The organism is Cupriavidus sp. DL-D2 (assembly GCF_039710735.1).
Lineage (GTDB): Bacteria > Pseudomonadota > Gammaproteobacteria > Burkholderiales > Burkholderiaceae > Cupriavidus.
In genome coordinates this window covers 1-13,940 of sequence record NZ_JBDKXK010000079.1, presented here as the reverse complement: position 1 = coordinate 13,940, position 13,940 = coordinate 1, and the positions used below count along the sequence as shown (strand labels likewise).

General features: G+C 64.0%; 10 protein-coding genes. 8 read left to right on the top strand and 2 right to left on the bottom strand.

Features of this window, described 5'->3' with window-relative positions; genetic code table 11:
* The first annotated feature begins 103 nt into the window (after positions 1-103).
* The 6 genes from flgM (at position 104) to ABDB81_RS27335 (ending at position 5,917) form a co-directional block, all read left to right on the top strand.
* Entirely contained in the window at positions 104-418 is a 315-nt protein-coding gene (flgM, locus tag ABDB81_RS27360) for a flagellar biosynthesis anti-sigma factor FlgM (protein ID WP_137926486.1), read from the top strand.
* 4 nt (positions 419-422) lie between these two features.
* A complete protein-coding gene (locus tag ABDB81_RS27355; RefSeq protein WP_137926487.1) occupies positions 423-887 on the top strand; it encodes a flagellar protein FlgN in 465 nt (154 codons plus the stop codon).
* A gap of 177 nt (positions 888-1,064) precedes the next feature.
* Positions 1,065-1,235, top strand: coding sequence for a hypothetical protein (locus tag ABDB81_RS27350; protein ID WP_171020449.1), 171 nt, complete (start codon positions 1,065-1,067; stop codon positions 1,233-1,235).
* Between the two features lie 132 nt (positions 1,236-1,367).
* Positions 1,368-2,411, top strand: coding sequence for an FUSC family protein (locus ABDB81_RS27345; RefSeq protein ID WP_137926488.1), 1,044 nt, complete (start codon positions 1,368-1,370; stop codon positions 2,409-2,411).
* 13 nt (positions 2,412-2,424) lie between these two features.
* On the top strand, positions 2,425-3,321 hold the full coding sequence (locus tag ABDB81_RS27340; RefSeq protein ID WP_137926500.1) for a YihY/virulence factor BrkB family protein: 897 nt from the start codon (positions 2,425-2,427) through the stop codon (positions 3,319-3,321).
* Positions 3,322-3,673: 352 nt separating this feature from the next.
* Positions 3,674-5,917 carry an NADP-dependent isocitrate dehydrogenase gene (locus ABDB81_RS27335; RefSeq protein WP_346814099.1) on the top strand — a complete coding sequence of 748 codons (2,244 nt, stop codon included), beginning with the start codon at positions 3,674-3,676 and terminating at the stop codon, positions 5,915-5,917.
* A 101-nt stretch (positions 5,918-6,018) separates the two neighbouring features.
* Here ABDB81_RS27335 and ABDB81_RS27330 read toward each other — a convergent pair whose 3' ends face one another.
* Positions 6,019-8,040: an alkaline phosphatase D family protein gene (locus ABDB81_RS27330; protein ID WP_346814098.1), complete on the bottom strand. Its 2,022-nt coding sequence runs from the start codon at positions 8,038-8,040 to the stop codon at positions 6,019-6,021.
* A 254-nt stretch (positions 8,041-8,294) separates the two neighbouring features.
* On the opposite strand from ABDB81_RS27330, the gene ABDB81_RS27325 reads away from it, so the two are divergent.
* Entirely contained in the window at positions 8,295-9,848 is a 1,554-nt protein-coding gene (locus ABDB81_RS27325) for a serine hydrolase (RefSeq protein ID WP_160474268.1), read from the top strand.
* Positions 9,849-9,918: 70 nt separating this feature from the next.
* On the opposite strand, the gene ABDB81_RS27320 is transcribed toward ABDB81_RS27325, so the two are convergent.
* The gene (locus ABDB81_RS27320; RefSeq protein WP_346814097.1) at positions 9,919-11,409 is read right to left on the bottom strand and encodes an alpha/beta hydrolase; all 1,491 of its coding nucleotides are present in this window, start codon (positions 11,407-11,409) and stop codon (positions 9,919-9,921) included.
* A 357-nt stretch (positions 11,410-11,766) separates the two neighbouring features.
* On the opposite strand from ABDB81_RS27320, the gene ABDB81_RS27315 reads away from it, so the two are divergent.
* Positions 11,767-13,935: an alpha/beta hydrolase domain-containing protein gene (locus tag ABDB81_RS27315; protein WP_346814096.1), complete on the top strand. Its 2,169-nt coding sequence runs from the start codon at positions 11,767-11,769 to the stop codon at positions 13,933-13,935.
* Positions 13,936-13,940: the final 5 nt, after the last annotated feature.

Genomic DNA, 13,940 nt, shown 5'->3' with positions numbered 1-13,940 from the left:
CCCGTTCCGGGATCGGCGGAAAAGCGTCGGAAAACACAGGATCGAACCTAAAGTTTCCGGCGGCCAGTCCGATAAGTCAGAGGAACCCAGCAAGGATTTCACCGTGAAGATCAATAACTCCACTCCGTCCCGGCCCGCCGACACCGCGGCAACCGAAGGCAACGCCCGTGCGGCGGCCACCGGTGCCACGTCGGACCCTACCGCCCTGAGCGGCGTCAGCGTCAGCCCCCTGGCTGCGCAGGTTCGCGAGATTGGTACGCGCCTGCTGCAGGACAGCGACAGCGACATCGACGCCGCCAAGGTTGCGGAAGTCCGTCAGGCGATTGCGGAAGGCCGGATCAAGATCGATCCCAGCAAGATCGCCGATGGCTTGCTCGCCTCTTTGCACGAGCTGAGCCAGGCGCCCAGCCAATCCTGACACCATGAACCAGGCAGCCCTGATCCAGTCCCTTTCGCTTGAAGCCAACGCCATTGCGGCCTTCGGCCGTGCCCTTGCAGATGAGCGCGAAGCCATCAAGCGACAGGATTTCCAGGCGTTGAGCACGTTGCTCAACCAGAAGATGGAACTGGCCCAGGGGCTGAACCTTGCCACCGCCGCGCGCGAGGCCCAGATGATCGCGCAAGGCTTGCGCGTTGGTCCCGGCGGCCTGCTGGTAGGCCGCGAGGTGGACCCGCAGGTTGCCGAACTCTGGCGCAAGGTGGTGTTCTTCGCCCACAAGGCCAAGGATGCCAACGAACTGAATGGCGCCATCGTCCATGCCCATCTCGAATTCACGCAGGAAGCCATCCAGGTCCTGCGCCAGGGCGGCACGCCGCCCAACGAGATGTATGGCCGCGATGGCAAGGCGAACACCGGCGCCGCCGGCGTGAGCCTGGCCGCAGGCTGATCGCCCCACGCCTTCCCCGACCCGGCACGCGTCAGCGCCTGCCTACGTCATGCTCGGCCAACGTCCTATGTTGGCCGGCGCGCTTCCTCCCTACATTGACGGTAGGCCACTCGCCGTTCGGGTCATCCCGAGGCGGCGATGGCATCCGGTAAGCACAACAATGTCCGGAGGACCGCCATGTCATTTGCACTTTATGTAATCGGGCTCCTGCTGCTGGTGGGCGGCATTGCGTGGGCCATGTCCACTGCGGGCCTGGCGCCCGTCTATATCGGTATTGCCTGCGTGATCGTGCTGGGTATCGGCATCATGTCGGCGGTATCGCGCACGCGCACCAAAGATCCCTCCTAGTGCCGCGGCGTGGAACTCTCTCCACCGCCGGGCTCGCCGCAGCCCCATGTTTCGCAGAATGTAAACATTGCGGAACATGGGGCTCGCTCTATACACTCGAAGCGTTCAGATCTCCGCACGGTGATCGTCGCCATGTTCGAGGCACTGCGAAAAACAACCAGCGCGCTGTTTGACCCCGACCGTCGATTCCGCCAGGCTCGCATCTTCCACGCCGTCCGCGTGGCACTTGCCCTGCTGGCCTCGATCGCGCTGACTACCGGCATCAATATTCCGCATGGCGAATGGGCCACCATCACGGTGCTCGTCGTCATCGGCGGGCTCCAGCACCACGGCAACATCCGCAAGCGCGCCGCAGAACGCGGGGCCGGCACCGTGCTGGGCGCCCTGCTCGGTCTCTTCATCATCGTCCAGGGTACGTACTTCGGCATTCCGATGCTGACCTGGGGACTGCTCGCCCTGATCAGTGGGTACTGCGCCTATCACGCGGTGGGCAAGGGTGGATACGTGGCGCTGCTGACCGCCATCACCGTGATCATTACCGCCGGGCACGGCAACCAGGATGTCTATGACGCGGTATGGCGCACCGTGGATGTATTGATCGGCACGCTGATCGCGCTGGTGTTCTCGTTTGCACTGCCCGCCTATGCCTCGTACTCGTGGCGCTTCAAGCTCGCCGGCCTGCTGCGCGCCTGCGCGGCGGTGCATGCCAAGATCGAGCGCGGCATGCGCGACGAGAAGGAGCGGCAGCAGGACATGATGAAGCTGTCCGCTGCGCTCGTGCAGTTGCGCAGCCTGATTCCATCGGTAGCCAAGGAAACCAACGTCACGTCCGCCGATCTCGAAGAGGTGCAACACAGCGCGCGCGTGTGCATCAGCGCATTGGAAATGCTGGCGGCTGTGGAACCCGACGTGGCCGATACCAACGCCGATGGCAAGGAGCAGACCATCCGCGATCTGCTGCTGGAGATGGCCTCGGCGCTGGAGGCTGGCGACGAGACCATGGTGCGTGAGAACACGTCGCTGCCCGCACCACATCCCGACGATCCATCGATCGGCCACAGCTCGCACGCCTTCCTGACGCTGCAACTCTCATCCGAACTCGCTCACCTGCGCGACCACCTCTCGCAGATGGCCGTCCAGACCCGCTTCCCGTACACGATGCGGGTAACGGGTTGATGGCCGCATGGCCATGCAGTGGCTAGACACCCGCACGCGGCAGGTTCTCCAGCATCCCGCGCGCTTCCTGCTCCAGGCACTGAAGAACTTCCGCGCCAACCAGGGCCTGCTGTTGGCGGGCGCAGTGGCCTACTACGCGCTGCTGTCGATCGTGCCGTTGCTGATCCTGATGATGATTGGCCTGTCGCATGTGATCGAACCCGACCGGCTGCTGGCCACGCTGGCGCGTTACCTGGAATGGCTGCTGCCCGGTCAATCGCGCGCACTGGTGGGTGAACTCTCGCGGTTCCTGACCAATCGATCCGTCATCGGCTGGGTACTCGCCATCACGATGGTCTTCTTCAGTTCGTTAGCGTTCACGGTGCTGGAGAACGCCATGTCGGTGATCTTCGTTCATCGCGTGGCCATCCGGCGCCGGCATTTCCTGGTCTCCGCCATCCTGCCCTATTGCTACATCCTGGTACTCAGCGTGGGCCTGCTGATCGTGACGGTCATGGCCGGCGGCCTGCAAACCCTGGGGGAGCGGCACCTGGAGGTTCTGGGCTACGACTGGTCACTGGATCACCTCTCGGGCGGCCTGCTCTACCTGCTGGGATTCGTGGGCGAAGTGCTGCTGCTGACTTCCATCTATCTGGTGATGCCGGTCGGCCGCCTGTCCGTCCGGCACGCGCTGATGGGTGCCCTGTTCGCCGCCGTGTTCTGGGAAATCTCGCGCCACGTACTGGTCTGGTATTTCTCGACCCTGTCCCAGGTCGGGCGCGTCTACGGCTCGCTGACCACGGCCATCGTCGTGCTGCTGAGCCTGGAGATCGCGGCCACCCTGCTGCTCTTCGGCGCCCAGATCATCGCCGACTTCGAACGCGGCGAAGGTCCGCCACGCGGCGCCCGCGATGGCGCATTCCATACCTGACCACGCGCGGACTATATTGGTACGTCGTAGCCCCGTGCATCCTTGAGTAGCGCATCCGCCACATTTTCGTGGAGATACCCGAGTAGGCTACTTGGACTCTTCTATAAGACATAAGAATTGCGCATTTCGTCCAGCGGATAACTGCGTCAAATTGACGGAGGTTACGCGAAGATGACAGCACGAAGTCGGATAGAAGTTAAAAACCGAGCGGAATGCGTCTGCATGCACCGAACAAATTTCACATGAAGGATCACACCCCCGCCATGCAAAATCAGGCAAAATTCCATCCTTGCCTCGATCCGCAACCCGGAGCCGGGGCATTCCCCAACCCGAATTTGATGCGAGATACGCGATGAGCAACCAGCAGCCCACCATCATCTACACCCTAACCGACGAAGCTCCGCTGCTGGCCACCAGTGCCTTCCTGCCCATCATCCGCACGTTCACCAAGCCTGCGGGCGTGAACGTGGAAACCAGCGACATCTCCGTGGCTGGCCGTATCCTGGGCGAATTCCCCGAGTTCCTGACCGAAGAGCAGCGCGTGCCGGACAACCTGGCCGAACTGGGCAAGCTCACGCAGAACCCGGACACCAACATCATCAAGCTGCCGAACATCAGCGCCTCGGTGTTCCAGCTGATCAGCGCGATCAAGGAACTGCAGTCGAAGGGCTACCGTATCCCCGACTATCCCGAAGATCCGAAGAACGACGAAGAAAAGGCCATCCAGAAGCGTTACTCGAAGTGCCTGGGCAGCGCCGTGAACCCGGTACTGCGCGAAGGCAACTCGGACCGCCGCGCGCCTGCCGCCGTCAAGAACTACGCACGCAAGCATCCGCACAGCATGGGTGACTGGAGCATGGCCTCCCGCACCCACGTGGCGCACATGAAGCACGGCGACTTCTACCATGGCGAGAAGTCCACCACGCTGAACGGCGCCCGCGAAGTGCGCATGGAACTGGTCACCAAGAGCGGCAAGACCATCGTGCTGAAGCCGAAAGTTGCGCTGCAGGACGGCGAGATCATCGACAGCATGTTCATGAGCAAGAAGGCCCTGCTGGCCTTCTACGAAGAACAGATGGAAGACGCGCGCAAGACCGGCGTCATGCTGAGCCTGCACGTCAAGGCCACCATGATGAAGGTGTCGCACCCCATCGTGTTCGGCCACGCCGTCAAGGTCTTCTACAAGGACGCGTTCGCCAAGCACCAGAAGCTGTTCGACGAACTGGGCGTGAACGTCAACAACGGCCTGGTTGACCTCTACACCAAGATCGAGCAACTGCCCGAATCGAAGAAGGAAGAAGTCATCCGCGACATGCACGCCTGCCACGAGCATCGTCCGGAACTGGCCATGGTGGATTCGGCCAAGGGCATCTCGAACCTGCACGCACCGAACGACGTGATCGTGGATGCGTCGATGCCGGCCATGATCCGTATCGGCGGCAAGATGTGGGGCGCCGATGGCCGCACCAAGGACACGAAGTGCCTGATTCCGGAATCGACCTTCGCCCGCATCTATCAGGAGATCATCAACTTCTGCAAGACCAACGGCGCATTCGATCCGGTCACGATGGGCACGGTGCCCAACGTGGGCCTGATGGCACAGAAGGCCGAGGAATACGGTTCGCACGACAAGACGTTCGAGATCAGCGAAGACGGCGAAGCCCGCATCGTCGACAACGCCACGGGTGAAGTCCTGTCGGCGCTGACGCAGCAAGTGGAGCAGGGCGACATCTGGCGCATGTGCCAGGTCAAGGACGCACCGATCCGTGACTGGGTGAAGCTGGCCGTGACGCGCGCCCGCAACTCGGGCATGCCGGCCGTGTTCTGGCTCGACCCGTACCGTCCGCACGAAGCCGAACTGATCAAGAAGGTGGAAACCTACCTGAAGGATTACGACACCAACGGCCTCGATATCCAGATCATGTCGCAGGTGCGCGCCATGCGCTTCACGCTGGAACGCGTGATCCGCGGCCTGGACACCATCTCGGTGACCGGCAACATCCTGCGCGACTACCTGACCGACCTGTTCCCGATCATGGAACTGGGCACCAGCGCCAAGATGCTGTCGATCGTGCCGCTGATGGCCGGTGGCGGCATGTACGAAACGGGCGCCGGCGGTTCGGCTCCGAAGCACGTGCAGCAACTGGTGGAAGAGAACCACCTGCGCTGGGATTCGCTCGGCGAGTTCCTGGCCCTGGCCGTGTCGCTGGAAGAACTCGGCATCAAGTCGGGTAACGCCCGCGCCAAGACCCTGGCCAAGACGCTGGACGCTGCAACCGGCAAGCTGCTCGACAACGCCAAGAGCCCGTCGCCGAAGACCGGCCAGCTCGACAACCGCGGCAGCCAGTTCTACCTGGCCATGTACTGGGCCCAGGAACTGGCCGCGCAAACCGCCGACGCCGAACTGGCCAAGACGTTTGCACCGCTGGCCAAGACGCTGACGGAAAACGAGAAGACCATCATCGGCGAACTCTCGGACGTGCAAGGCAAGGCCGTGGACATCGGCGGCTACTACAAGCCGGACGAAGCCAAGCTGGCCGCCATCATGCGCCCGAGCAAGACGCTGAACACGGCGCTGGAATCGATCAAGGGCTGAGTCGTTTCCCGACCGTTGGACTGACATGGCCGCGCAGATTGGCGGCCATGAAGAAAAACCCCCGGAGCATCGCAGCCCGGGGGTTTTTCTTTTCTGTCCGGCTACAGCACGCTCACATCGGCCGTATTCGATGTGACCTGCAGCGCTTGCGTCTCGCCCGTGGCCACTGACGGCGCGGTGCCGCCCGATACCCGCTGCATCGTATGGAACGTGCAGTTGAGCTTGTCCGGCGTCAGCGTCACCAGCGCGTACCCTTCCGCATTGGTATCCACGTGGCGCAGCCATGGATTGAACGTCCGCAGGGTGCTGTCGAAGGTGTTGATCAGCGTGCCGCCCACGTTGCTGTAGATCAGGTCGCGCAACGCGGCGAATGCCTGGTCATTGTCCACCACCGCGCGAAATGAACTGAGCAGCGTGTTGCTCGACAGGCCCGCCGTCACCAGGTCCACCATCACTGGTGCCGGGCTGGGCGCGTCGAAGTCGTCCATCACCTGCCCCGCGAAGAACGCGTGGATGTCACCGCTGAGCGCCACCACGTTGCGGATGCTGTTGCTTTTCAGGAACGCCATCAGGTTCTTGCGCTCGGCATTGAAGCCATCCCACTGGTCGGCGTTGAGAATGAACTTGCCGAGCAGCGTGACCGACGGCAGCCGCGCCTCGATGAACGGCTTGATGGTGGCGTCGAAACCCGCCGCGTCGATGCCCACGGATACCAGCACGTTGCGCAAGGCCGCGTAACCCAGCCCCACGTAAGTGTCTGCCGCCTTGGCAACGGCCAGGTCGCTGGCCAGCGCAGTTGCCATTGCACTCTCCACCGGGGCCAGCGTGCCATTGACGAGCACCAGCGCACGGGCGATCAGCTTCGACAGCGCCTCGGTGATATCCACCTCCATTCGCAGCATCGAGAGCTGGTTGCCCCAGAGCTTCCACGTCGTGTTGCCACCGCCCATGCGGTCCTGCCACCACGCACGCTGCACATCGCCCAGCATCGACACAGGCGTCAGTACCCCGCCAGCATTTGCGATCTTGGCGGCTTCCGCTGCCGCGAGCGTATCGGCCTCCACCAGGAACACACTCCCCACGGCGCGTCCGGTGGATTGCTCGGGGATGATGTGGTCCGCCCGGTACAGCCGCTCGTCGGTCATCACCAGCGTGGCGAGATTGCCGAACGTGAACGCGCGGTATATCTGGATGTTCTGAAACGAAGGGTTGTCCGCGTCGAAACTCACATCGGCAGGCATGAACTCGAACCATGCCTGGTTGGCTGCGCGTCGGCGCGCCGTGCGTGGCGTGAGGTCATCGTCCGAATCGTAGGTCTGGCGGTCCTGCCAGCAGTTATCTGAAAACTCGTGATCGTCCCAGATGGCGATCATCGGCGCCGAAGCATGCAACGCCTGCAAGCGGGCATCCGCCCGGTAGCTGCGATACAGGTAGCGGTAGTCGTCGAGCGTGGTGGCGTAGACACTGCCGTCGGGCAGCGCCGTACCGCTGGGCAAGGTAAGCGGCGCATGCCGATCTTCGACGAGTCCCGTGCGCGAGCCGCCTGGCACGGCTTCGTAGATGTAGTCGCCCACATGGACGATGAAATCGAGATCCTGCTGCGCCAGTTCCTCCATGCCGGCCCAGTGGTTGGCGTTCCAGTCCTGGCAACTCACGAATGCGAAGCGCAGTTGCGACAATGCCGTGCCCGCCGTGGCGGCCGTACGCGTACGGCCCGTCGCGCTTGCCCGGTTGCCAAGCAGGAATCGGTAGTAGTAACGCGTACCGGCGCTCAGACCGGTCACCTTGTTGCGCAGTGTGTAGTCCCATTCTGGACGCGCCATGAGCGGCTGGTTGACCAGCAGGGTCGGTGGCGCGAAGTCGTCCTGCGTGGCTACCTGCAGGCGCACGACAACGGGCCGCTTGCCGTTGGTTCCCTCCACGCGTGTCCAGACAATCACGCTGTCGGGCCGCGGGTCTCCGGAGGCCACACCATGCACGAAGTTGAAGTTTTCAGGATTGCCGGAATCGCCGGCGGGGTTGGGCGGTGGATCATTCCCGCCACCACCGCAAGCGGCCAGGCCAGTTGCGGCAACGGAAACGGTAAGAAATCCTCCCAACCTGAGAAATTGGCGTCGGTCCATGGCTGTTCTTCCTTGTATGTGGGGATAGGCAGCCAGGGACGGGTTGCCACGCAAGGCACCGGGCTTGTTTGCGGGGCAGGTCGCAACTCGATACTAGGCGGGCACTACTGCTTGTGCCGTCGGTGTTCGTCCGACAGTTTCATCGCAGCATCGAACGCAGCACGCGCAACGCGACATTCACAACGCGGCAGGCATCGCCTACAGTACATAGCATGCTTCGGCGCCAGCGGCGCCTTCCCAAACAGGGGAACGCCTTGAGCCCACCGCAAGACCGCCGCCGCTTCCTGGGCGCTGCCCTCGGCAGCCTGCTGGCTCCCGCCCTGCCCGCCTGCGGCGGAGACGACGATCCCGCGCCGCAGCCTTCGCCCGGCACCATTCCCGACGCACAGATCACGCAGGCCATCGCCCAGGTCGATGCGCTCGCAACCACCCTGATGACCAGCTCCGGCGTGCCGGGCATGGCCGTTGCCGTGGTGCGCGGCGGCCAGACTGTCTATGCACGCGGCTTTGGCCGGCGACTCGTGACAAATCCTGCACCGGTCGATGCGGACACGGTGTTCCAGCTTGCCTCGGTCTCCAAGTCGGTGGGCGCCACGGTGGTGGCGCGGCAGGTGGGGCGCGGCAGCATCCGGTGGGACACGCCGGTCGTGCAGCCATTGCCGTGGTTCGCGCTGTCCGACCCGGAGGCCACGCAGGCCGTGACGGTCGGCGATCTCTACGCGCATCGCTCCGGACTGCCCGACCATGCAGGGGACCGTCTCGAAGACATGGGCTACGACCGGCGCGAGGTCCTCACGCGGCTGCGCTATCTGCCCGTGCATCCGCTCGGTGCTGTCTACGAGTACACGAACTTCGGCATGACCGCCGCCGCCGAAGCGGTGGCCACCGTCGCGGGCATCGACTGGGCCACGTTGTCGGAGCAGGCAATCTACCAGCCGCTCGGCATGACCCGCACCAGTTCGCGTCATGCCGACTTTGCCGCCCGCGACAACCGCGCGCTCGGCCACGTCAGGGTCAACGGCAACTGGGTGCAGGGCATGGGCACGATGCCCGATGCGCAATCGCCGGCAGGGGGCGTCAGTTCCTCGGTCAACGACATGGCGAAATGGCTCGTCATGCTGCTGGCCAAAGGGCAGTACGCCGGCCAGCAGGTCGTCGATGCCGCCGCGCTGGCACCCGCGCTCGACGCGCAGATCCAGAGCAATCCGCCCGTCAGCGGACGCCCGGCCAGCTACTACGGCTACGGCTTCAATGTCGGCACGACCGAACTGGGCCTGGCATCGCTGAACCATTCCGGCGCGTTCGCAGTGGGCGCGGCCACGAGCTTCACCGCCGTGCCGTCGCTGAACCTGGCCATCGTCACGCTGACAAACGGGTATCCGATTGGCGTCCCCGAGACGCTGAACGCGCAATTCTTCGACCTGGTGCAGTACGGTGCCATCCGTCGAGACTGGGGCGCGATCTTCACCGATGCCTTTGCGCCGCTGCTGGCTCCCGAAGGCCGGCTCGTCGGCCAGCCGCCGCCAGCCAGCCCGCTGCCTGCCCGCGCGCTTTCCACCTACACGGGCACCTACCGCAACGATTACTACGGTCCGCTACAAGTGACAGAGCAAGGCGGCGCACTGGTCATGACGCTCGGCGCACGGCCCCTCACGCTGCCGCTTTCGCACTGGGACGGCGACGTCTTCACGTTCACGCTGCAAAACGAGAACGCATTGCCGGGCACGATCTCGCGCGCGGAATTTTCGAGCGATCGCGTGTGGCTGGAGTATTACGACCACGAAGGACTGGGAGTGTTCGTCCGCTAGGCGCGGCACGCTCAGACCGGGCACGCGACGATTGCCGTGCGTGCCGGTCTGCCCGCTCACTTCCCATGCATCACGGCGTGCAGCTCGCCCCAGGCGTGAGCGCTATCACCTGCCGCAAACCCTTCGTCGTGGCATCGTCGTCCGCACCTACCGTGTTGTCGGTGAACGTGCAACCATAGTTGGCATTCGCCACCACCGATGCCGTCAGCACGTCATCGCCCGCCGGCCGTGGGCCGCCCTGCTCCCACGCCACCATGTCGTCGAACGCCTTGTTCTGCTCGGCAACAGTGAAGTCGCAGTGCGCGATGCCGCGAATGGCGCGCTGCACCAGCCATGACGACGTACCGTTGGCATCGGCGCGGCGCTTGTAGATCTGCTCCATGCTGAACGGCACGTACATATCGCCGAGCGTATGCAGTGTCACCACCGGCACGCTGATCTTCGCAGCGGTCTGCGGAATCCAGCGCAGGCCATCGCGACGCACGCGATTGGCGTCCGCCACCGGCTTCACACGGAAGATTGCTGCATTGAATGCCTGCTCTTCGACGGACAGCGCAGGATCGTCGTCGAACTGGTAGCGCAGCGCGGTAGTGTCCACCACGTTCTGCGTCAGCATGCCGTCGACCGTGCCATCCGAGCCGAACGTGCTCCATACCGCGTCCTGGTACGCCTTGGACGCCGGGCTCTTGCCGAATCCCAATTCGAACAGCGGACGTTCGCCACCCGTGAGGTTCTTGACCACGGCCTTGAGCTTGTCGCCCGCAGCAGTGGTGGCCGAGGGATACGTGGTGAACAACGCGGCTACCAGCGGCGTCACGATCTGCGCCCAGTTCGACACCGGCCACGATGTGGCGGGCATCCCGCCCAGTTGTTGCGCGGCGGTCTGGTAGCCCCCGAAGTAGTTGAACAGCTCCGTATCGCCGAGCACGCCGCACATCGGCACCGCCCCGTGGTACGAGACCTTGTGCACCGCATTCTGGATGTTCTCGGCATCCACTGCGGCGGCGGCAATGTGCCCGCCCATCGAATGGCCAACGATGTACGTGCGTGTGGGCGCCGCGAGTGTGCGGCCATTCTGCTTGGCGATATCGGCAAACGCCAGCGCCAGCGCATTGGTGTCCTCGATACCGGCGCGCACGTCGTAGTAGTTCGTGGAATAGGTGGACGCCGCCCATGCATAGCCCGCTTCCAGCAGATGCCTGCGAATGCCCGGAATGCTGACCGACAGCGCGGACCCCATGCCCGCATAGCCATGCGCATACATCACGAGCTTGCCGTTCCACGCAGTGGGCACTTCCACCACGTAGCCGGCCTTGCCGAGTACACCGCTCCAACGATCGGACGCCGGCGCACCTGCCAGGGGCGCGATCTTCGCGGCCAGCGCTGCGGGATCGACCGTGAAAACACGGCTGTCCTGCGGACGGACATCTTCCGGCTGAATCGTGGGCGGTGGCGGGGGAGGCGGCGTGGTCGTCGATCCGTTGTCGTCGTCGCCACCGCAACCGTAAAGCAGCAGGCCGGCAGCCAACGCCAGGGCAGTGCTCTGGAATGCGCGATGCATGTTGTCTCCTCTGTCTTCTTTATCGTGAGTGTGGAGTGCGCCGGCACGCGTCCTCGATCCGCAGCATTCGCAAAGGCAATACCCTTCCCCCGCGTGGCAACGCCCGGTCAATGTACCCGCTGGGATACCTACCGCCAAGTATCCAAACGGGCGACTGAATGCCCTGCGCTGCGCTGCATCATGGGGTTATCACGGCATCCCAATGGCGAAGTCACAAGGGACATCCTTCTGCTGTATCGATAAATCAATCCAAACAATCAATTTATCAGCGCAATCCTCGACACCTATAGTTGAGCCGCCTTCCGCCCCATGCGCGGCAGGTTTCAACACAAAGAGATAAGACCGAGGAGACATCAGATGGAAGGACGTGCACATGGCCGGCACGCGGCGGCGCTCGCGCTGACGGCGGCACTCGCGGTAACAGGCTGCGGCGGCAGCGACGATAACGGCAGCAGCAGCGGTGGAAATAATGGCGGCGGCTCGAGTGGCACCCCAACGGCGCGCACGCCGGCACAGACACTGACGATCACTGGGCGGCAGGATTTCGCCGGCACCTATGGCGACGTTGGCCAGTACGAACAGGTAAGCGGCACCCTCCGTGGCGAGGTCGATCCCAAGGACCCCAAGAACGCCATCATCCAGGACCTTGCGCTGGCCCCCGTGAACGCCAACGGCATGGTCGAGTACACCGCCGACTTCACGATGCTGAAGCCCAAGGACATGAGCAAGGCCAGCGGCGTGTTGCGCTACGACGCGCCGAATCGCGGCAACATCCTGACCATGCCGAACCCGGCCACGTCACCCAGCGATGCCGTGTATTTCGAACGCGGCTACGTGATGCTCTACTCGGCCTGGCAGGGCGATGTGCCAAAGTCCAGCGCGGCGCGCCTGACCGTTACCGTACCGGTGGCGAAGAATGCCGATGGCACCTCGATCACGGGCACCTATCGCACGGAACTGGTGCCGTCGACGGCCACCGCCGCCATGTCGCTGCCCGGTGGCGTGTTCAACGGTACGATGATCCCGTATGCGCCGGCCAGTCTCGACAACACACAGCCCGGTTACTCGCTGACGCGCCGCCAGAACGAGACCGATGCACGTGTGGCCATTCCCGCCGCCGACTGGAAGTTCGCGAAGTGCGACGGCAGCGTACCGTTCCCCGGCACGGCCGATCCGGCCAGCATCTGCCTGCGCGGCGGCTTCGATCCGCAGTACCTCTACGAACTCGTCTATGTGGCAAAGGACCCCAAGGTCATGGGCGTGGGCCTGGCCGCGTTGCGCGATACCGTGACGTTCTTCCGCAGCGCGGCTGCCGATAGCGCAGGCACGCAGAATCCGTTGGCTGGGCGCATCCGCTACACCATCGGCCAGGGCACGTCGCAGTCGGGCAACGCGATGAAGACATTCCTGCACCTCGGCTTCAACCAGGCACTCGATGGATCGAAGGTCTTCGACGGCATGTATGCCCACGTGGCCGCACGCCAGACCAACATCAACACGCGGTTCGCGGTGCCGGGTGGGGGTGGCGGCCTTCGCACCGACCACACGGCATTCGGCCAGACAGCGCCGCGCGGACTCGATAAAGACTACGTCGACGACATCGCCGGCAAGTCCGGCGGCGTGATGGCGCGCTGCGCGGCCACCAGTACCTGCCCGAAGTTCTTCCTCGGCTTGTCGGGCACGGAGTTCTGGCAACTGCAAGGGTCACCGGTGCTGACCGATGCGAATGGCTTCGCCGACCTCAAGCAGCCTGACAACGCGCGCATCTACTACTACACGGGCACGCAGCACGGCGGTGCCGGCGGCACCGCCAGTATCAGCTATGCGCCCACGCGCAACGTCTATCCGGCTGGCACCGTGATCCATTTCAACGACACGTTCCGCGCGCTGTTCCTCGATCTGGAGGACTGGGTGGTCAAGAACACCGCGCCGCCGCCGAGTCAGGTGCCGACGCTCGCCGATGGCACGCTCGTGCGGCCCGCCAGTCTGACGTTCCCGGTCATGAAGGGACTCTCCTGGCCTGTCGGTGGCGTCTCCACACCGATCCCGGCCTTCCAGTACCTGGCGCGCTACAACGGCTACTCGCTCCTCGATTTTGGCCCGCAATACCGCCGGGAGGATGAGTCGGGCATCGCGACGGTCCTGCCACCCGCGAACCTGAACCGCGACTACGCGATCCTGGTGCCGCAGGTGGACGCCACCACGGGCATCCCACGCGCAGGCATCCGCTCGGCGGAAGCGCGCGCACCGGTCGGCACCAGCATCGAGTTCAACTACGTTGCCACGCCGGGCATCACCGACCTGTCGAACCTGACCGGCGCGTTCATCCCCTTCCACAAGACAGAAGCCGACCGCATCGCGGCAGGGGATGGCCGGCCATCCCTCGAATCGCTCTATACGAACCAGGCCGGCTATGTCGCCGCTGTCACGGCCGCGGCAAACGACCTCGTCGCACAGCGCTTCCTTCTGCAACGGGATGCCGATGCCATCGTGGCACGCGCCGTGGCGAATCCGGTGTTGCCGTGATAGTG